This is a genomic window from Pseudonocardia sp. GCM10023141 (assembly GCF_042653605.1).
The window spans coordinates 38,348-58,660 of sequence record NZ_JBHSIR010000055.1; the positions used below are offsets into that span (position 1 = coordinate 38,348).

The following is a 20,313-nucleotide window of genomic DNA, read 5'->3' on the forward strand; positions in this document are numbered from 1 at the left end:
TCGCATCGCAAGCTTCGCTCAGAGCTTCGGTTTGATGTCGGTCTCCCAGATCTGCGCGCGGTCCTCCGCAGGCAGGTGGCAGGCGACGAAGTGCCCGGCGCCGACCGGCTGGAAGTCCGGGCGCACGGTGGTGCTGAGATCGCCGTTGCGGCCCGCGTAGTTGCACCGCGGGTTGAACGCGCAGCCCGACGGCACGTTGATCAGGCTCGGCGGGTTGCCCTTGATCGGCAGCAGCCGGTCGGTGCGGTCGCGGTCCCAACGGGGCAGCGAGCCGAGCAGGCCCCACGTGTAGGGGTGCTGCGGCGTGTAGAAGATGTCGCGGGTCGGCCCGTACTCGGCGGCGCGGCCCGCGTACATCACCATGATGTCGTCGGCGAGCTCGGCCACCACACCCAGGTCGTGGGTGATGATGATGACCGCGGAGTTGAACTCGGCCTGCAGGTCGCGGATGAGGTCCAGGATCTGGGCCTGCACCGTGACGTCGAGCGCCGTGGTCGGCTCGTCGGCGATGAGCAGTTCCGGGTTGCACGAGAGCGACATCGCGATCATCGCGCGCTGGCGCATGCCGCCGGAGAACTGGTGCGGGTAGTCGTCCACGCGCCGGTCGGGCTGGGGGATGCCCACGCGGTCGAGCAGGTCGATCGCCCGCTGCCGGGCCGCCTTCTTGGTGACGTCGTGGTGCAGCCGGTAGGCCTCCACGATCTGCGCGCCCACGGTGTAGTACGGGTGCAGCGCCGACAGCGGATCCTGGAAGATCATCGCCATGTCCTTGCCGCGGAGCTTGCGGACGCGCTCCGGGTCGGCGCCGATGAGCTCCTCGCCGTTGAGCTTCACCGAGCCGGTGATCGTGGCGTGGCGGTGCAGCCCCATGATCGCGAGGCTCGTGACGCTCTTGCCGGAGCCGGACTCGCCGACGATGCCCAGGCGCTTGCCGCGCTCGAGGGAGAACGTGAGCCCGTCGACGGACTTGACCACACCGTCGTCGGTGCCGAACTGCACCCGCAGATCCTTGACCTGCAGCAACGGCGGATCGCCCGGTGCGGGGTCCGGGATGCGTTCCGGGTTCTCGAGGTCGGCCGGAGCGGTGAAGATGTCGTCACCGTTCGTCGCCTGGCCCGTGGTCGCCCGGCTGGTTGACTCTGCCATGGCTCAGGTCCGCACTCTCGGGTCGACGACCGCGTAGAGCAGGTCGACGACCAGGTTGGCGATCACGATGAAGAAGGCCGCGATCAGGGTCACGCCGAGCACCTTGGGCAGGTCCTGGTTGTTGATGCCGTCGATGGCGTACTTGCCCAGCCCGTTGAGGGAGAACGTGCTCTCGGTGAGCACCGCGCCGCCGAGCAGCAGTCCGACGTCGAGCCCGAAGATCGTGACGATCGGCGTGAGCGCGCCGCGCAGGCCGTGCTTGATGACCACCGTGCGCTCGGGCAGTCCCTTCGCGCGCGCCGTGCGGATGTAGTCCTCGTTCATCGTCTCGAGCATGCCGGCCCGGGTGAGCCGGGCGTACTGGGCGGAGAACAGGAACGCGAGGGTGATCCACGGCAGCAGCAGCGAGTAGGCCCATCGGAACGGGTTGTCCTGGATCGGCGTGTAGGCGCCGCCGGGGGCCGTCCAGCCCAGCGCGTAGCTGAAGATCGTGAGCGACACGATGCCGGTGAAGAAGATCGGGAGCGAGACACCGGCGAGCGCGACGCTCATCGCGGCGCGGTCGAACACGGTGCCCTTGCGCAGCGCCGAGAGCACGCCGGTGGCCACACCGAACAGCAGCCAGATGATGGCCGCCCCGGCCGCCAGCGACATCGTGACGGGCGCGCGGTCGAGCAGGTCGGGCCACACCGGCTGGCCGGTGATGAACGAGTAGCCCAGGCACGGTGCCGGGCACTGCTCGATGCCGGTGCCGATGTCGTAGGTGGAACCGACGAAGACACCCTTGAGCCAGTTCCAGTACTGCACGTAGATCGGGTCGAGGAAACCGAGCTTCACCGCGATGGCGTGCACGGTCTCGGGGGTGGCCGCGCGCCCGACGTAGCGGGACGCGAGCGTGTCCGGGTTGCCGCCTGCCACGATCTGCGGCACGACGAAGAAGATCGCGAACGTGATGGCGCTGACGATCAGCAGCAGCACCGCTGCCGCGAAGAGGCGCCTGATGAAATATGTGACCACGTTAACCGGCACGGACGACCGGCCGGGGGCTTGTGGCCCCCGGCCGGCCGGCTGCGGCCTTCACCTACCTCACACTGGGATGGAACGGACGACGACGGTTACTGCGTGACGCCCAGCGCCGTGTAGTCGTACATCCCGAACTGCTCGTTGATGAAGACGTTCGTCAGCCTCTTGCCACGGGCGAACACGGCTCGCGCGTAGGTGCCGGGCAGGATCACCGCGTTGTCCATGATCGTCTTGTCGATCTGGCCGGCGATCTTGTCCTTGGTGGCCTTGTCGGCGGGCAGCATCTGGTCGAGCAGTGCGTCGACGTTGGGCATGCGCACACTGACGTTGGACGAGCCGCCGGTCTCCTTGATGACCCGGCTGTCGGTGATCTGCGACAGGAACGCGAACGAGTCGTTCCAGTCGGCCTGCCAGCCGTTGACGGCCAGACCCAGGTTCTCCTGCTTGTTGAACGCCGGGCGACCGACGAACTGGGAGAAGTAGTCCTTCTGCGCGTACGGCTTGATGGTCAGCTTGATGCCGACGCGGGCCAGCGACTGCTGCAGCGCCTCGGCCACGGCCTTCTCGCTGCCACGTTCCTGCCGGTAGGCGATGCCGGTCTCGAAGCCGTCGGGCTTGCCACAGGCCGTGAGCGCTTCCTTGGCCTTCGCGACGTCACCGTGGTTGTCGGCACCGGCGGGGTAGTCGTCGAACTTCTGGTAACCGGGCACCAGCGGCGGCAGCAGCGTGGTGGCGATGGAACCACCGGCGAGCTCGCCACCCATCGCGGTCTGGTACGCGACCTTGTCGGTGGCGTACTCGACTGCCTTGCGGCAGTCGAGGTTGTCCAGCGGCGCGATCTGCGGGTTGATCGAGGTGTACCAGAGGCGCGGGGTGGCGGGGTTGTCGGAGCTGGCCTTCAGCGCCGGGTCGGACAGGACGCGGCCCAGCGCGGCCGACTGGACACCCGTGCCGACCACGTCGGCGTCGAGGTCACCGGAGAGGATCCGGTTGTCGATGTCATCGGCGTTGACGTTGAGCGACACCTGGATGGTGTCGGGCAGCGCCTTGCGGTTGGGGTCGGTGGCCGGGTCCCAGTTCGGGTTGCGCTTGAGCGTGAACTGCTTGCCGGCGTCGTTGGTGTCGAACATGTACGGACCCGAGGAGATGACGTGGTCCTTGTACTTGGCGCCCGTGTCCTTGGCCTCGGGCACCGGAACCGTGTTCGGCAGCTGCGCGAACGAGTCGAAGTCGCCGACCGGGCCCTTCAGGTGGAACACGACGGTGTAGTCGTCCGGCGTGGTGATGGCCGAGTCGACGTTGACGCCCTTGGACTTGTACGGGCCCTTGTAGTCCGCCGGCCAGTTCAGCAGCTGGCTGAAGTACTCGGGGCCGTTCGGGAACGTCTCCTTGTCGATCGACCGCATCACGCCGTACTTGACGTCGGCGGCCTTGATCTCGGTGCCGTCCTCGTACTTGAGGCCCTTCTTCAGGGTGTAGGTCCAGGTCTTGCCGCCGTCGCTGGACACGCCCTTGCCGGTGGCGAGGTCACCGACGACCTCGTTGCTGGCGGCACCCGGCTCGCTCTTGAACATCGTGAGCGCGCGGGTGTAGGTGCGGATGAAGTCCCAGCTGTAGCCGTAGTACGTGTCGGCGGGGTCCAGGGAGTCCCAGTCGCCCTTGTTGGCGAGCTTGAGGGTGCCGCCCTTCTTGTCCGACGGGTTGTAGACCTTCCCGCTCGCGGCGTTGAAGGTCGGCGTCGCAGCACTGCCGCCGCTCCCACCACCGGTGGTGCCGGTGGAGCTGGCCCCGCCACAGCCGGCGAGGCCCAACGCGACGACCGCACCTACGGCGGTCGCCAGCATCGCGCGTTTGTTCATGTGGCTGATTCACCTCTTCTTGTGTACTGCCGGCTGAAATAACAGACGGACGCGAATATCAGCGACCGCGGGGATCCAGGGCGTCCCGCAGGCCGTCACCGAACAGATTGAAGGCGAGCACCGTGATGAAGATCGCCAGCCCGGGCCACAGCATGAAATGGGGAAGCGTGTAGAACTTCACCGCATCGGCGAGCATTCCGCCCCAGGTTGCGGTGGGCGGCCGAATTCCCACTCCGAGGAACGACAGCGCCGCCTCGAACAGGATGTTGGTGGGGATCAGCAGCGTGGCGTAGACCAGGATCGGCGCGGCCAGGTTGGGCAGCAGCTCCCGCATGAGGACCCAGGAGCTGCGGGCACCGAGGCTGCGTGCGGCGTCGACGAACTCGCGCTCGCGCAGCGAGATCGTCTGGCCGCGCACGATCCGGCCGATGTAGGGCCAGTTGAAGAACCCGATGATGAAGATCAGCAGCGCGATGCGCAGCGTGTCGCCCGACAGCCCGAAGGCGGTGTCGGGGATGACGCCGGCCAGCGCGATCGCGAAGACCAGCAGCGGGAACGCCAGGAAGATGTCCATCAGCCGGGCGATGAGGGCGTCGATCCAACCGCCGAAGTAGCCGGCGATGATGCCCAGCGTGGTGCCGATGAGCACCGACAGCAGCGTGGCCCCGGAGGCGACGAGCAGTGAGATCCACGAGCCCGCGTAGACCCGGACCAGCAGGTCGCGGCCGTTGACCGGCTCGACGCCGAGCGGGTGCTCGCCGCTCATACCGCCGAAGAAGCCCTTCGGGGCCAGCGTCTCGGTGTCGATCAGCTCCTGGTGGAACGCGTTGGGGTTGAGCACCCCGAACACGCGGTCGAGCAGCAGAGCGCTGATGGCGATGAGGATGAGCAGCACGATGATCGCACCACCGGCGAGCGCGACCTTGTCGCGCTTGAGCCGGATCCAGGCGATCTGGCGCAGCGAGCGCCCCTGGATGGCCTTGGCCTCGATGCCCGCGACGATCGCTTCGGGCTGCGCGTCGATGCCGCCGGGGACCTGTGGGGGTGCGGTCATGCTGCGATCAGCTGCCCGGCCGTCGACGCGCTCGGCACCTGTCGAAGTGGCGTCGAGAGCGGGACGACGGGCCGTCGGGATCGATCCGACCGCGGGTAGGGCATTGGTTCTCTCCAGGTGATGTGCGGTGGAGTCGCCGGGTCTTCGGGTCCCGCCGCGTGAGGCTGGACACTAACGTTGTGAAGGTGCGATTCGTAAAGCTGAGAGCCGTAACGATCCGGTCTCTGTACCGATTCGACACTGACACCGTGTCACCACTTGTCGACAGAGCGTATGGATCGCGGTAGAGCAAGCTCCAGGTGGGTGGTTTTTCGGATGAATCTTGTGTCCTGGCGGGCGCGGGGTGCCGGCGTCCCGCTGCACCGACACCACCTCGCGTGTCCGGAACGGTCGACAGAAATCCGCATTGTGTGCACGCCCTATTACCGGCCGCCCGATTCGGGCGATTACCGGAAAGCAAAGAGGCCGGCCCACCCGTGGGGTGTGCCGGCCTCCTCGCATGGCGACTAACCGCCGAGGATCACTTGCGCCGCCAGGCCGTGAACCCGGCGGCCTCCGCGTCGGCACCGGTGCGGAACCAGGCCTCCGCCTTGGTGCGGGCGTAGTACGGCGACGTGGGGCCGTGGTAGAGCATCGAGCCCGCATTGCCCTTGATCGTGAAGTCCGCGGTGGGCGCGGTGCCGTCCGCACCCGGCCTGGCCGAGAGCGGATAGGGTCCCGCCTCGAACGCCGGTGCCGCGGCGGAGGCGCTCGCTACCGCGAGCGCGGAGGTCTCGCCCGCTGCCTTCGCCCGCTTGTTCCAGGCGGTGAACCCGGCCGCCTCGGCGTCGGCGGCGGTGCGGAACCAGGCCTCGGCCTTGGTGCGCACGTAGTACGGCGACTCGGTGGAGTGGAACAGCATCGAGTCGGCGTTGCCCTTCACCGTGAACTCGGCCGTCGGGGCCGAGCCGTCGGCCGCCGGCAGGGCCGACCCCGGATGCGGGCCGGGCGTGAACGCCGGTGCGGCAGCGATTCCCTCTGCAGCGGTGCCTTGTGCTGGGGCGGTGCGGCGCTTGTTCCAGGCGGTGAAGCCGGCGGTCTCGGCGTCGGCCGCGGTGCGGAACCAGGCCTCTGCGCGGGTCCGGACGTAGTAGGGCGACTCCGTCGTGTGGAACAGCATGGAGCCGGCGTTGCCCTTCACCGTGTACTCGGCACCAGGAGCCGACCCGTCGGCGAGCGGGAGCGCCGACCCGGGTCCGTACGGTCCGTCGGTGGCCGCGGTGGCGTCCTCTGGGCCGTCGGTGGAGCGGTCGGTGGAGCCGTTCCCTCCGACAGCCGCGAGCCCGGCGAGGCCGAGTGCTGCGGCACCGGCGGCGGGGACCGCCGCGGTGTCGGGGGTGCCGGCTGGGTCGGGCCTGCCGGCTGGGTCGGGCGGGCCTGCTGCGTCGGTGCCGGCAGGACCTGCTGCCGTGTCCGTGCTGTGCTCGCCGGCAGTGTCGGTCGCCGGTGTGGCGATATCGGCGCTGTCGGTGGCGGCGGCACCCGTGGCCGGCGTGGTTGCGGCCAGCGCGGACGTGCCGAGGACTCCGGTGCCGGTGGTCGAGGCGGCCGCCTCGGCGGCATCGGTGCCCGTCGCTGCGGTGGTGTCCGGTGTGTCGCCGGCCTCGTCTGCGCTGCTCTCGTCTGCGCTGCTCTCGTCTGCACTGCTCTCGTCGGCACTGCTCTCGTCGGCGTCGAGGCTGTGGCGACCGCCTGCGACGGCTGCGAGTCCGAGGGCTCCGGCGCCGACGAGGCCCGCACCGGCAGCGGTGCCGGCCTCGACCGGCGCGTCGGCTGCATCGGTGTCGGACGCGCCGGCATCCACGGCAGTGGTGGCGGGGGTGATCATCGGGATCTCGGTGGTGGGCTCACCCGCATCGAGCAACCCGGATCCGACGGGGCCGCCGGTGACCTGCGCACCAGCCGCCCCCCGGGCGTCGAGTGTGGACAGCGCGGAGTCGACGGCCGGGAACTGCTCGGTCCGTGCCTCGTCGACCGGAAGCGCCATCGCCGTGGTGACCTCGGAGGCGTTCTCCGGCTCCACCGCACCCAGGTCGGCCTTCGACAGGGTGACGGTGGCGTCGTCGGCGTGGTCGTGGCCACCGGCCGCGACCGCTGTTGCCACGGCAGCACCCCCGAGCCCGGCCGCCGCAGCGACCGCGGGGGCCGCCGCCGTTGTTGTGCCGGTGCCGGTGCCGGCCGGGGCCGCGGTCCGCGCTTGCAGCGCCCGGAGCCTGCGCTGCTGCGGCAGCACGAACAGCAGCCACGCGAGCAGCACGCCGACGACGAACGCGATCAGGTACCAGAGCCAGGTCTGGCCGTAGAGCCACGACACGGGGAACGTCCTCCAGGATGGCGAAGCGGAAGGGGTGGGTGGAGCCGGTCAGCTCGTGCTGGCGGGAGCGGTGCCTGCTGCGGCCTCGAGCGCGTCGGCCTGCCGGCGCACCGGGCGGGCCCAGAACAGCCAGCCGGCGAGCACGCCGAGCAGCAGCGCCACGACGATCCAGACCCAGACCTGGGTGAACAACCAGAACATGTCGAAACTCCTCAGGCGACGGTGATCACGACGCGGCGCCCGAGCGCCCGGTCGGTGGGGGTGGTGCCTTCGCCGAGCCCGCGTGCCACCACGTGATCGGCCGCGACGCCACCGGCGACGAGCGCGTCGCGCACCGTGGCGGCGCGCTGGTCCGACAGCTGCTGGGCGGTGAGCCTGCCGTTGCCGGGGCCGGTGGCGACGTAGCCGTCGATCTGCAGCCGGACGCCGGTCGCCGCGCGCACCAGGTCCATCACCTTCGCGACGGTGTCGCGGCCCTGCGCGGTGAGCTGCGGGCTGTCGGGTCCGAACGTGATCGGCGACGCGGCGAGCAGCTGGTCGATCCCGGCCTGCAGCTTCGCCTTGGCGGCAGCGTCGAGATCACCGGCCGGGGCCGCCGCCGGGGCGACGGTGAGCTGGTTGTCCACCGGGATACCGCCGAGCGCGGCCCGCAGCGCCTGCCCGGCAGCGGCCTTGGCGGCGTCGCTGGCGGCCGCACCGGTGAGCGTGACCTTGTCGGCGGCGATCGAGACGGCCAGGTCGCCGGATGCTGCGGCGAGCGCGGTCGTGGCCGCACCGATCGACGTCGCGTCGACACCTGCCGGCAGCGTCGAGCCGGGCGCCACGGTCAGCTTGTCGACCACCTCGTGGCCGCCCGCCGTGGCCTTGGCCGCAGCGAGGAGCCGGGCCCGTTCGTCCTCGGAACCGACCGCCCCGGTCAGGACGACCGTGTCGCCGCTGCGCGCGATCCCGAACGGCTGGGCGGGTTGGCCGGGCGGTGCCGGCGCGGGTGCCGGTGCGGGCGGGGGTCCGGCGGGTCCGTTGCCGGTGCCGGTGCCACCACCGGATCCGGGGACCGGGAAGGCGGCGACCCGAACGCCCGCAACGCCCTGGACAGCGTCGATGGCGGCCTGCCGGTCGGCCTCGGGGATCCCGCTGAGGGTGGCGTCGCGGCCGTTGAAGCGCAGACCGGCCTGGGAGAAGCCGGCCCCGGCGAGCGCGGTGCGCGCAGACTGGGTGAGCTGGTCCTCGATCTGCTGGCGTGGCCACAGCAGCGTCAGCCCGGCCAGCGCGGTCGGCACGACGAGCGCCGCGGCCACCAGTGGCAACCAGGCGGGACGGGTCGTCTTCGTGGCAGTGTCGCCCACAGCACTGTCGCCCACAGGGCCCTCGCATTTCCGGGAGTCGGTGAGGAGCTCGCGCCGGAAGCGCTGCCGCCCCCGACGTCCCGTCACAGATGATCACTGCCTGTGACCGCACGAACAGTTGACCATTCAGATAACGGATCGGTGACAGATCGGACACGGATCGTGGCGGGGGACTTCCGGGTCGATCAATGGTCGACTACGCCGGGTGACCGGTCGGTGATTGCTCTGAACGGGTGATGATCGACAGTCGGTCAGGGCCCGTGGGATCGCTGACGTCACACCCCGCGCCGGGGGTCCGGAGTGCGAGGATCGGTCGGAAACCGCGACAGCGGAGTGCGGCGGACCATGAGGGAGACGTGCAGATGACGGAGAACGCGGCCGGGAACGTGCAGCGGGTGGCGATCGTGACGGGGGCGGCCCGCGGGATCGGCGCCGCCACGGCACTGCGCCTGGCGAGCGACGGGCTGGCCGTGGCCGTCATCGACCTGGAGGAGGGCGCGGCGAAGGCCACCGTCGAGGCCGTCGAGGCGGCCGGTGGTCGCGCCCTCGCGGTCGGTGCCGACGTCGCCGATGCCGATCAGGTCGAGGCCGCCGTCGCGCGGGTCGCTGAGGAGCTCGGCGCGCCCACCGTCCTGATCAACAACGCCGGTGTCACGCGCGACAACCTGTTGTTCAAGATGAGCGAGCTCGACTGGGACACGGTCATGGGCGTGCACCTGCGCGGCTCCTTCCTGATGGCGCGCGCGGTGCAGAAGCACATGGTGGCCGCCAAGTGGGGCCGCATCGTCAACCTGTCGAGCACGTCGGCGCTGGGCAACCGCGGCCAGGCCAACTACTCCACCGCGAAGGCCGGGCTGCAGGGCTTCACCAAGACGCTCGCGATCGAGCTGGGCAAGTTCGGCGTCACCGCCAACTGCATCGCGCCCGGCTTCATCGTCAGCGACATGACCAAGGCCACCGCGGAGCGCATCGGCGAGGACTGGGAGACCTACGTGTCCGCCCGCGCCGCGCAGATCCCCGTGGCTCGCGCCGGTGTGGTCGACGACATCGCCCACACCGTGTCGTTCTTCGTCAGCGAGGGCGCCGGCTTCGTGTCCGGTCAGGTCATCTACGTGGCCGGTGGTCCGAAGGCGTGATGGTGCGGGCGGCAGACTGTCGCCATGCGCTTCATCTTCCGACCGCCCGCGGGACACGCCACCGGGTTGCTGTCGCTGCCGTGGGAGACGCCGCTGGAGACGTGGGTCGACGACCGCATCCTGGAGGTGGCGCACCGCGGCATCTCGCGGCACGTGGTGCGGTTCGTCGAGGTCGACGGGCACGTCTACGCGCTCAAGGAGATCGACGAGCGGCTGGCCCGGCGGGAGTACCGGCTGCTGGGTGAGCTCGAGTCGATGGGAATGCCGGCGGTGTCGGTGCTCGGCGTCTGCGTGGAGCGCGCCGACGGCCAGGACGCGGTGCTCGTCACCCGCTTCCTCGACTACTCCATGTCCTACCGCTACGTCTTCTCGCAGAAGGTCCGCTCCTACAGCACCGACCAGCTGATCGACGCGATCGTGGAGCTGCTGGCGCGGCTGCACCTCGCCGGTCTCTACTGGGGTGACTGCTCGCTGTCGAACACCCTGTTCCGCCCGGACGCGGGCCGCATCGGCGCGTATCTCGTCGACGCCGAGACGGCCGAGATGCACGCTTCGCTCTCGGCGGGGCAGCGCGGTTTCGACATCGACTACGCCGCGGAACGCGTCGGCGGGGAGATGTTCGACCTGCAGGCCGGTGGCCTGCTGCCCGACGACGTCGACCCGCTGGAGGTCGCGGCCGAGCTACCCCGTCGCTACCGCGCGTTGTGGGACGAGCTGACGCGCGAGGAGGTGTTCCGCCCCGACGAGCAGCGCTACCGCGTGGCGGAGCGGGTGGACCGGCTCAACGAGCTCGGTTTCGACGTCGACGAGATCGAGCTGATCACCACCGACGAGGGCACCCGGCTGCGCGTGCACACCCAGGTCGCGGAGACCGGGCGGCACCGCAACCAGCTCTTCGCGCTCACCGGCCTGCAGGTCACGGAGAACCAGGCCCGGCGGCTGCTCAACGACGTGCGCAGCTACCGGGGCCACCTCGAGCAGAAGGAGGGCCGGGCGATCCGCGAGATCCTCGCGGCGCACCGGTGGCGCTCGGAGGTCTACGACCGTGCGCTGGCCCGCATTCCGGAGGAGCTCTCCAACCGGTTGGAGCCCGCCGAGGTGTTCCACGAGATCCTCGAGCACCGCTGGTTCCTGTCGGAGCTGGCGGGCAAGGACGTGGGTACCACCGCGGCCGCGAAGTCCTACATCGACAAGATCCTCCCGAGGACGCCCAGCACCCTCACCGTCCTGCCGGAGGCCACGGCCGCGGAGGGGTGACCTGGGGAGATCGGGCTGGGCTAGCCGAGCGTGCGCTTGAGCAACTGGATGGCCACGTCGGTGTGGTCGCCGATCGACTGCTGCTGCCCGGTGGCCTGGATCTCCACGAGCACGACCTTGCCGCCGCCCACGGCGATGGCGGCGCTCTTCGACGCCGACGACCAGGCGCTGCCGTTGGTGCCCACCGGGATCGGGTGCGGGCTGGCGCCTGCGGTGGTGCCCTCGTTGGCGAAGTCCTTGAGCTGGTCGTCGGCGATGAGGTCGGGAGCGGTGACGATGTTGACGTCCAGCCCGGACGTCTGGTCGGCCGCGAGGTAGATGCACCCGGTCGCCCCGACGAGTGAGCCGCCGAGCGGCTCCCGCACCGTCGAACCCACCGCGGAGGAGATCTCGGCGGCGGCCGGGCACGAGGTGGTGGCGCTGCCGACGATCCCGCCCTGCGCGATGTCGCCGATCTTGTTGGCGGCCTGGACGACGAAGTAGATCGCGATCCCCGCCCCCGCGAGTACCAGCACCACGACGACGATCACGGCGATGATGCAGCCGCGGTTCTTACCGCGCGGTGCCGGCGCGACGGCCTGCTGGGGCGGCGGGCCCCAGCCGCCGGGCTGCTGCTGCATGGGTTGCTGCATCGGCTGGGGCGGGTACCAGCGACCGTCGGCGGCCTGCCACCAGCCGGGCGGCGGTGGTCCCGGCGGCTGCTGGGGGTTCATGGAGCCTCCGGGAGATCGAGCACTGCACGTCGGTGGGGGAGGAGTATCTGCCCAGGCGAGTGCGCCACGTCAACCGGATCGGAAAGGTGCTCGGCGGGGCAGGTCGGGCGGACCGCTCAGCGTGCCTCTGCCGCGCGGGCCTCGAGCTGGGTGGTCGTGGAGCTGCTCCGCCAACCCGAGCTCCCGATCGGCGGCGGGGGTCAAGGTCAACAATGCGGCGATCTCCGACGACGCCCACGCGTACGAGGTCGCCGGACTCGTGCGCCGACCGGCCTGGCCGGACCCATGTCCGGGGCTGACTTCGGCGATCCGGCACGCCGTCGAGCACCACCGCCGTGCCGGAATCGCGAAATCACCGTGACGGAATGGCGAAATCGTCCGCGCCGGGAACGCACGAGCCCAACTCGCGGGTCTATCCGTCGCAACTCGCGGGCCCATCCGTCCCGACTCGCTATCACGCGACCGCCCAGGCGAGCGGTTCCAGCGCGTCGTCGATGACGAGCTGCATCCGCGCGGCGGCGTCCTCGCCGATCTGCTCGGCCGTGGCGGCGCGGTCGCGGGCCTGGCGCTCGGCCTGCATGGGCAGCGCGACGGCGAGGACGGTCAGCAGCGCGCCCGCGGTGGCAGTGCCGGCGAACATCCAGCCGGACATGTTGTTGACCAGCGCGCTGAGCACCCACACTGCCGTTGCCGCGACGACGGCGACGGGCCGGACGAGCTTCGCCGACCGCTGCGACAGTGCCCCCATGATCAGCCGAGGGTAGCGATCCTCAGGGCGCGGCGGTGCGGGAGATGCCCCATGCCGGGAACGCGGCGCCGCCGGCCCCGACGGTCACGGCCTGCCCGGTCAGGTTCACCACCAGCATCCCGTCGGGTGCGCGGAACGCCACCAGCGGCACGCTGGGCGAGCGTCCGATCTCGACGGAGCCGGCCGCCAGTCGCGGAACGAGCCACTGCCATGCCGACGTCAGCGGGGTCGGCTGCCCGCCACCGGCGTCGGTCGAGTCCGTCCACAGTGCCGCGTAGGGCACGTCGGAGCTGCCCTGCGGTCCCCACAGCAGCGCACCCGAGACCCCGGACTGCGCGAACGCGGCGATGGCGGCCAGCGTCGACGCCGCGCTCGCCTGGCTGCTGGGGCCGCCGGTGGTTCCCGACGGCACGTCGGGGTAGAACTCCGACCACCAGATCGGTAGCGGGGAGCGGGCCCGGATCCACGCGGTGAGGTCGGCGAACTTCTGGGCGGCCTTGTCGGCGGGAACGGGCACGGTGCCGTCGCTGGCCGACGCCCCGCTGCGTTCGGCCGTGCCGCCGTCGACGGCGATGAAGTCGGCGCCGACGTTGTGGGCCAGCCAGTAGGTGATGATGTCGAGCGAGCGTTGGTCCGCGACTCCCCACGGCCCGCTCAGGTCGGACGCGTCGGCGGCGTCGGAGCCGGGTTGCAGGCTCGAGAGCACCGCGTAGGGGCCACCGACGAGCACGTCGGGCCGGACCGCCTTCACCGCCGTGTAGACCGCGTTGTAGAGGTTGGTGTAGTCCTCGTAGTCCCAGCGGTTCTGGTCCTGGTCGTAGAACCCCTTCAGCTCGTTCCACACCACCACCCGCTTGACCTGCGGGTAGCGCGCCACGGCCTTCGCGGCGAGGTCGGCGTAGTCCGCGTAGTGGTCGGGGGTGGGCGCGTACTCCAGGTGTGACCAGTCGGTGGTGCCGGGCTTGCCGCCCTTCATCCAGTCCGGCGCGCAGCACAGCGTCAGTACCGTCTGCCCGCCGCTGTCCTTGATCAGCTGCATCCGCTGGTCGAGGCTGGCCCACTGGTAGTCGCCGGGGGAGGGCTCCGGGTTGAGCGTGCCGAAGCCCATGAGGTGCTGGTTCTGCCAGCCGGCGCCGTTGCCGCGCAGGATCGCGAGCCCCCGCTGGGCGGCGGCGGTGGGCTCGTCGGGGTTGAGGCTGTCCTGCGTGTGCGTGACGCCGAGTGCGAGGGGGGCGGCCTGCTCGGTCCACGCCCAGTCGTGCACCTGCGCCGCCGCGGCCGCCACGGCGTCGGTGGGTACGGGTGCGGCAGCGCAGGCGGCCAGCGCGGCGGCGAGCAGGAGCGTGAGAACGGCGGGGACCAGGCGGCGAGCGTGCACTACGACCTCATCGATCGGCGGCTCCGGCCGCATGCGTCAGTTGATCGCCACCGTGGCACAGCCTGCTGTGACCGAGCTGTGTGTCCGGTCCGGTGGCGCGAGGGTCACCACCGCGTCGAGCCGATCCAGGCCCGCCCGATCGTGGGTGATGAGGATCAGGGAGCGGCCGGTCGTCGCGGCGAGGAGGTCGTCGAGAACCGCGTCGCGGGTCTCGGGGTCCAGGTGCGCGGTGGGCTCGTCGAGTACCAGCACCTGGGGGTCCACGAGCAGGGCACGGGCGAGTGCGAGCCGCTGGCGCATCCCGCCCGACAGCCGGGTGCCGTGGGTGCCGACGTCGGTGTCGAGGTCCGTGTCGGCCATCCGGACGCGCTCCAGGACCGCCCGCAGCTCGACGTCGGTGGCCTGTGGGCGGGCGAGCAGCAGGTTGGCGCGCACGGTGCCGGTGAACAGGTGGGGGTCCTGCGGCATGCCGCTGATCCGGGCGCGAACGTCGTCGGGCTCGCAGGTGGTGAGGTCGACGCCGTCGAGCCGGACGGTGCCGGCGTCGGGGTCCCGGAACCGGAACAGGACATCGGCCAGGGTGCTCTTGCCCACCCCGCTGGGCCCGACGACGGCGATCCGGCGCCCCGGCGGGAGGTCGAGGTCGAGGCCGTCCAGCACCCAGGGCTCGGCAGGCCCGTAGCGCACCCGCAGCCCGCGGATCTGCAGGCCCCGACCGGATGCCGACCCCGTGGTGGGCGCCCCCGCCGGACGGACCCGGACGGCCGCCGGGGTGTCGAGCACGTCGAACAGCCGGGCCCCCGCGACGCGCAGGCCACCGAGCCGGGCGGCGACCGCGGGCAGCGGCGCCACGATCTCGAACGCGGCGAGCGCGGTCAGCACCAGCACCGCGAGCGGCACGGTGTCGAGGGTGCCGGCCGCCACGGCCCCCACGCCCAGCAGCAGCGTCCCCCACAGGGTCAGGCCCGCGACGAGGGCCGAGGCGCCGGCGCCGATCCCCAGCAGCCCGGCATCGCGCCGGGCCACCCTGGTCAGCTCGGTGTCGGCCGCGGTGAGCCCGGCGAGCGCGCCGGGCATGGCGCCGTAGGCGATGAGGTCGGGCGCACCGTGCAGCGTGTCCACGAGCGCCGTCGAGAGCTGGGCGGTGGCGGCCGACCGGCGGCGGCCGGGTCCTCGACCGGCCGCCGCGGCCGCCAGCGGGATCGCGATCCCGCCGAGCAGGAGCCCTGCCGCCAGCAGCAGCCCCGCGGGCGCCAGCAGGGCGGTGGAAACGGTGATCACCCCGGCCCCGGCCACGAGCGCCGCGAGCGGGGGCGTGAGCCCGCGGATGAGCAGGTCCTGGGTGGCGTCGGTGTCGCCGACCAGCCGGGTGACGAGGTCACCGGAGCGGAACCGGTGGATCGGCTCGGTGCGCGCCAGCCGTGCATAGACGCGGACGCGGACGTCGGCGAGCGTGTGGAGCGCGGCGTCGTGGGTGATGAGCCGCTCGAGGTAGCGCGCGATCCCGCGGGTGATCCCGAGCGTCCGGGTGGCGACGATCGCGACCGACAGCGCCGTGAGCGGCGGGTGCTGGGCCGCGGTGGCGATGAGCCACGCCGCCACGGCCAGCAGTGCCACCGCCGATGCGGTGGCGACCGCGCCGGCCAGCACCCCGAGCGCGAACCGGGTACCGCGGGGGCGGGCCAGCGCGATCATGCGCAGCAGCGGCGACGTCATGCCGACACCAGCTCCCGGTGGACGTCGCCGAGCGTGACGACGTGGTCGGCGAGCTCGCTCCAGCCCTCGTCGTGGGCCACGACCACCCCGGTGCGCCCCCGCAGCAGCCGACCGGCGGCGGTGCGCACCAGCGCGGCGTTGTCCGGGTCGAGGTGGGCGGTCGGCTCGTCGAGCAGCACGATCGTCGTCCCGCCCCCGGCCTCGACGCGCAGGAACGCCCTGGCCAGCGCTATCCGCTGGCGCTGCCCGGCCGAGAGCCGGGTGCCGCGCTCGCCGAGGTGGGTCGCGTACCCGTCGGGGAGGGCCGCGATCACGTCGTGGACCTCGGCGAGCGCGGCGGCGCGGCGCACGGCCGTGTCGGACGCGGTGCGGTCGCCGAGGCGGATGTTGTCGGCCACCGAGGCGTCGAAGAGGTAGGGGTGCTGGGGGACCCAGGCGATGTGGCGGCGCCACGCGTCGGCGTCGAGGCCGGCGAGGTGCTCACCGTTGACGGTGATGCGACCTTCCGTCGGCTCGACGAAACGCAGCAGCAGGCTCAACACGCTGGTCTTGCCCGCTCCGCTGCGGCCGGTGATCAGCAGGGTCGCGCCGGTGCGCAGCTCGAGGTCCAGGCCCTCGAGTGCGGTGGTGCCGCCGGGGTAGGTGAGCGTGACGCCCTCGAACCGCACGCGGTCGGGGCGGGCGACGGGCCCGGTGGCGGGAGCGGCGGGACCGTCCCCGGCGGGATCCTCGTCGAGGATCTCCAGCACCCGCTCGACGACCGCCACCCCCTCCTGGCTGGCGTGGAACCGGGCGCCGACCTCGCGCAGCGGCAGGTAGGCCTCGGGCGCGAGGATCAGCACGAGCAGTGCGGTCTCCAGGTCGAGGTCGCCGTGCAGCAGCCGCAGCCCGACCTCGACCGCGACGACCGCCACGGCGAGGGTCGCGACGAGCTCCAGCACGAACGCGGAGAGGAAGGCGACCTTCAACGTGCCCATCGTCGCGACCCGGTGCTCGTCGGTGGCGGCGCGGATCAGGGCGGCCTCGGCCTTGGCCCGGCGGAAGACGGCCAGCGTCGGGAGCCCCTCGACGACGTCGAGGAAGTGCCCGCCGAGCCGCTCCAGCAGCTGCCACTGTCGCTGCGTCCGGGCCTGGGTGTGCCAGCCGACCAGCGCCATGAACACCGGGATCAGCGGCAGCGTCAGGCCGATGACCAGCGCGGACAGCAGATCGGCCCGCGCCACCACGATCAGCACGGTCACCGGCACGAGCACCGCGAGCACCAGCTGGGGCAGGTACCGCGCGATGTAGTCGTCGAGGGCGTCGAGACCGCGGGTGGCCAGCGTGGTGAGAGCCCCGGCGTCGGTGGCCGTCGGGTCCGCTGCCGGGCGCGTGACGTGCGTGACGAGCCGGCGCCGCAGCTGGGACTTCACCGACGCCGCGCTGCGCAGCGCGGCGGTCTCGGCGCCGTAGGACAGCGCGGCGCGGGCCAGCGCGATGGCGGCCACGGTGGCGATCGCGGCGGCGACGCCGGCGGTGCCGTCCGTCGCGCCCGCCACGATGCGGGCGATGAGGAACGCCTGCACGACGATCGCGGCGGTGGTGGCGACGCCGCAGGCCACCGTGATGACCAGATGCGACCGGACCGAGCCGACGGTGCGCACCAGGCGTGGGTCGAGGGGGGCCATCAGGCACCCACGTGGGCGCGGGTGACCCGGCGGCGGAAGACCCAGTAGCTCCAGGACTGGTAGCCGATGACGAGCGGCAGGAACACCGCACCGACCACGCTCATGACCCCCAGCGCGTAGGGCCCTGACGCCGCACTGGTCACGGTGAGGTCGAACGCCGCGCCTGCGGTGGAGGGCAGCAGCGTCGGGAACAGCGACCCGAAGACGGCCACGCCGAACGTCGCGATGGCCACGGCCGTCGCCGCGAACGCCCAGCCCTCCCGGCGCCTGCCGGCGAACACGGCGGCGGCGAGCAGTGCCGTCACGGCGAGCCCGACGGCGATCGCGACCCAGGAGAGGCCGCGCTCGGCCTGCGTCCAGACCAGGAACGCGAACACCGCCGCGGTGGCCACGGGCGCGACGCGCCGCGCCGTCCGCAGCGCGCGGCGCCGCACCGGCCCGTCGGTCTTGAGCCCGAGGAAGAACGCTCCGTGCAGGGTGAACAGCGCGAGCGTCGTGAGGCCGCCGAGCAGGGCGTAGGGGTTGAGCAGGTCCAGCAGACTCGACCGCACCACACCGTCGGCGCCCAGCTCGACGCCGCGCAGGATGTTGGCGAACACCAGCCCCCAGAGGAACGCCGGAACCGCGCTGCCGACGACGATGGCGGCGTCCCACCGGGCCTTCCAGGTCGCGCCGTCGCCCTTGCCGCGGTACTCGAACGCGACACCGCGCCCGATCAGCGCGAGCACGATCAGCAGCACCGGGACGTAGAACCCGCTCAGCGTGGCGCCGTACCAGGCGGGGAAGGCGGCGAACATCGCGCTGACCGCGGTGATCAGCCACACCTCGTTGCCGTCCCACACCGGGCCGATGGCGTTGATCATGACGCGGCGGTCGGTGTCGTCGCGGCCGAGTACGGGCAGCAGGATCCCGACGCCGAAGTCGAAGCCCTCCAGCACGAAGTAGCCGGTCCACAGGACCGCGATGGCGACGAACCAGATGGTGGGCAGGTCCATGATCGTCTCCTCGGTATCGATTCTCAGTAGACGAACGCGGGGACGCGCGTGGCGGCCGGGTCGGGGGTGACCGCGGCAGGGCCCGCCTTGACGTAGCGCAGCAGCAGCCGCGACTCGACGACGGCGAGCACGCCGTAGAGCAGGGTGAACGCCGAGAGCGAGAACGCGACCTCGCCGAGGCTGACACCGGGGGAGACGCTGGCGGCGGTGAGGAGCTCACCCACGACCGTCCAGGGCTGGCGGCCCATCTCGGTCAGCACCCAGCCGAAGATGTTGGCGGCCAGCGCGGCCGGCAGGCCGAGCATCGCGAGGCGGTAGAGCCAGCGCTGCTGGGGCAGGCGACCCCTGCGGGTGAGCCACAGCCCGACCACGCCGACGCCGATCGCGGCGAAGCCCAGTCCCATCATCAGCCGGAACGACCAGTACAGGACCGGGATGTTCGGCAGGTAGTCGCCCGGACCGAACTGCGCCTCGAACTTCTGCTGCAGGTCGTTGATGCCCTGGACCTCGCCGTTGATCGTGCCCGTGGCCAGGAAGCTCAGCACGTAGGGCACCTCGACGTCGACGACGTTGCGGCCGGTCGCGAGGTCGCCCACGGCAAACAGCGAGAAACCGGCGGGGGCCTGGGTGTCCCACTGCGCCTCGGCCGCGGCGAGCTTCATCGGCTCGTACTCGGCGGTGAGCTTGGCCTGGTTGTCGCCCGAGAACACGACGAGCGCACCCGCGATCGTCGTGGCGGCGAGGCCGGCGCGCAGGGTGCGGCGGAACGTCGGCCTCTCCTCGGGGTGGTGCAGGAGGCGGTAGGCGCTGACGGCCACGACGAACAGCCCGGCGACCACGAACGCGGCGCTCACGACGTGCAGGTAGGTCGAGAGCGCCTGCGGGTTGACCAGCACCGCGCCGATGTCGGTGAGGTGGGCCCGCGCCGGTCCGCCACCGACCGGCTGGTCGACGGTGAAGCCGACGGGGTGTCGCATCCAGGCGTTGGCGGCGAGGATGAAGTAGGCCGACAGGTTGGAGCCGATGGCCGCGATCCAGATGGTGGCGAGGTGGACGCGGCGCGGCAGCCGATCCCAGCCGAAGATCCACAGCCCGAGGAACGTGGACTCGAGGAAGAACGCGAGCAGGGCCTCCATGGCCAGCGGGGCACCGAACACGTCGCCGACGAAGGTGGAGTAGCTGCTCCAGTTCATCCCGAACTGGAACTCCTGCACGATGCCGGTGACCACCCCCATCGCGAAGTTGATGAGGAAGAGCTTCCCGAAGAAGCGCGTGGCGCTGAGGTACTCGGGACGGCCGGTGCGGTGCCACGCGGTCTGCAGCGCGGCCACGACGACCGAGAGCCCGATCGTCAGCGGCACGAACAGGAAGTGGTAGATCGTCGTGATCCCGAACTGCCACCGGGACAGGTCCAGCGTGTCCACCGCAGTGCCTCCTCGCGCGAACTTCTACGTTCTGTAGTAGTTCTACCGCATGTAGAAGAAGGATGCGAGGAGGGGGAGATCACGTGCGGGGCGGCACCTGGGCGTTGCAGGAAAGCCACTTTCCTGCAACGAGGTTGCGGGAAAGTGGCTGTCCGGAGAATCCCCATCCGAACGCGGCCTACCAGCGGGACCTACCGGGAACCGCACCCGACGCCCCCGCGCCGGCCCCGTTGCGAGAGCCCGCCGCGCCGGGCGAGTGATCAACGCCCACCGGTTCCGGTTCGATCATGAGCCAGTACGCGCTCGGCGGCGAACGCGCTGATCAACGCCCACTGGCTCATGGTCAACACGGAACCAGTGGGCGTTGATCACCCGCACCACAGCGCCGTCCCGAGGACCGCGGGATGCGGCTCGTCCGCGCCGGGTGGCTGTGGTGCCCTCCCTGTTGATCTGCCGGCGGGGACCTTCCGGCAACGGGAGTCCTCGCGCCGCTGCGGC

General features: G+C 71.4%; 16 protein-coding genes. 2 read left to right on the forward strand and 14 right to left on the reverse strand.

Translation table 11 applies throughout. The features are described from left to right. Positions 1 to 18 precede the first annotated feature (18 nt). From ACFPFQ_RS29255 to ACFPFQ_RS29285, 7 genes are all read right to left on the reverse strand, one after another. The gene (locus ACFPFQ_RS29255; RefSeq protein ID WP_379624527.1) at positions 19 to 1,146 is read right to left on the reverse strand and encodes an ABC transporter ATP-binding protein; all 1,128 of its coding nucleotides are present in this window, start codon (positions 1,144 to 1,146) and stop codon (positions 19 to 21) included. A 3-nt stretch (positions 1,147 to 1,149) separates the two neighbouring features. Further along, positions 1,150 to 2,175: an ABC transporter permease gene (locus ACFPFQ_RS29260; RefSeq protein ID WP_379624529.1), complete on the reverse strand. Its 1,026-nt coding sequence runs from the start codon at positions 2,173 to 2,175 to the stop codon at positions 1,150 to 1,152. An 86-nt stretch (positions 2,176 to 2,261) separates the two neighbouring features. Further along, positions 2,262 to 4,028 (reverse strand): ABC transporter substrate-binding protein, encoded by a 1,767-nt coding sequence (locus ACFPFQ_RS29265; protein ID WP_379624531.1) that lies wholly within the window; start codon positions 4,026 to 4,028, stop codon positions 2,262 to 2,264. A 58-nt stretch (positions 4,029 to 4,086) separates the two neighbouring features. After that, complete coding sequence (locus ACFPFQ_RS29270) at positions 4,087 to 5,082, reverse strand: ABC transporter permease (RefSeq protein ID WP_379624532.1); 996 nt, start codon at positions 5,080 to 5,082, stop codon at positions 4,087 to 4,089. A 520-nt stretch (positions 5,083 to 5,602) separates the two neighbouring features. Further along, positions 5,603 to 7,435, reverse strand: a complete 1,833-nt coding sequence (locus tag ACFPFQ_RS29275) for a hypothetical protein (protein WP_379624534.1) — start codon at positions 7,433 to 7,435, stop codon at positions 5,603 to 5,605. A gap of 48 nt (positions 7,436 to 7,483) precedes the next feature. Beyond that, a complete protein-coding gene (locus ACFPFQ_RS29280; RefSeq protein WP_379624536.1) occupies positions 7,484 to 7,636 on the reverse strand; it encodes a hypothetical protein in 153 nt (50 codons plus the stop codon). 11 nt (positions 7,637 to 7,647) lie between these two features. After that, the gene (locus ACFPFQ_RS29285; RefSeq protein WP_379624538.1) at positions 7,648 to 8,781 is read right to left on the reverse strand and encodes an OmpA family protein; all 1,134 of its coding nucleotides are present in this window, start codon (positions 8,779 to 8,781) and stop codon (positions 7,648 to 7,650) included. 362 nt (positions 8,782 to 9,143) lie between these two features. On the opposite strand from ACFPFQ_RS29285, the gene ACFPFQ_RS29290 reads away from it, so the two are divergent. Together ACFPFQ_RS29290 and ACFPFQ_RS29295 are read left to right on the forward strand one after the other, a co-directional pair. Beyond that, positions 9,144 to 9,917, forward strand: coding sequence for an SDR family oxidoreductase (locus ACFPFQ_RS29290; protein WP_379624540.1), 774 nt, complete (start codon positions 9,144 to 9,146; stop codon positions 9,915 to 9,917). 24 nt (positions 9,918 to 9,941) lie between these two features. After that, positions 9,942 to 11,174, forward strand: a complete 1,233-nt coding sequence (locus ACFPFQ_RS29295) for a DUF4032 domain-containing protein (RefSeq protein ID WP_379624542.1) — start codon at positions 9,942 to 9,944, stop codon at positions 11,172 to 11,174. 20 nt (positions 11,175 to 11,194) lie between these two features. Here ACFPFQ_RS29295 and ACFPFQ_RS29300 read toward each other — a convergent pair whose 3' ends face one another. The 7 genes from ACFPFQ_RS29300 to ACFPFQ_RS29330 form a co-directional block, all read right to left on the reverse strand. After that, positions 11,195 to 11,887, reverse strand: coding sequence for a hypothetical protein (locus tag ACFPFQ_RS29300; RefSeq protein ID WP_379624544.1), 693 nt, complete (start codon positions 11,885 to 11,887; stop codon positions 11,195 to 11,197). A gap of 454 nt (positions 11,888 to 12,341) precedes the next feature. After that, positions 12,342 to 12,635, reverse strand: coding sequence for a hypothetical protein (locus ACFPFQ_RS29305; RefSeq protein WP_379624546.1), 294 nt, complete (start codon positions 12,633 to 12,635; stop codon positions 12,342 to 12,344). Positions 12,636 to 12,657: 22 nt separating this feature from the next. Beyond that, on the reverse strand, positions 12,658 to 14,013 hold the full coding sequence (locus ACFPFQ_RS29310) for a hypothetical protein (RefSeq protein WP_379624548.1): 1,356 nt from the start codon (positions 14,011 to 14,013) through the stop codon (positions 12,658 to 12,660). A gap of 36 nt (positions 14,014 to 14,049) precedes the next feature. Further along, a complete protein-coding gene (cydC, locus tag ACFPFQ_RS29315) occupies positions 14,050 to 15,729 on the reverse strand; it encodes a thiol reductant ABC exporter subunit CydC (protein ID WP_379624550.1) in 1,680 nt (559 codons plus the stop codon). Then, the gene (gene cydD / locus ACFPFQ_RS29320; RefSeq protein ID WP_379624552.1) at positions 15,726 to 17,396 is read right to left on the reverse strand and encodes a thiol reductant ABC exporter subunit CydD; all 1,671 of its coding nucleotides are present in this window, start codon (positions 17,394 to 17,396) and stop codon (positions 15,726 to 15,728) included. The genes cydC and cydD overlap by 4 nt, the downstream gene beginning before the upstream one ends. After that, positions 17,396 to 18,391 carry a cytochrome d ubiquinol oxidase subunit II gene (gene cydB, locus ACFPFQ_RS29325; protein ID WP_379624554.1) on the reverse strand — a complete coding sequence of 332 codons (996 nt, stop codon included), beginning with the start codon at positions 18,389 to 18,391 and terminating at the stop codon, positions 17,396 to 17,398. Before cydB ends, cydD begins: the two co-directional genes overlap by 1 nt. Before the next feature lie 23 nt (positions 18,392 to 18,414). Continuing rightward, complete coding sequence (locus tag ACFPFQ_RS29330) at positions 18,415 to 19,815, reverse strand: cytochrome ubiquinol oxidase subunit I (protein WP_379624555.1); 1,401 nt, start codon at positions 19,813 to 19,815, stop codon at positions 18,415 to 18,417. Between the last annotated feature and the right edge of the window lie 498 nt (positions 19,816 to 20,313).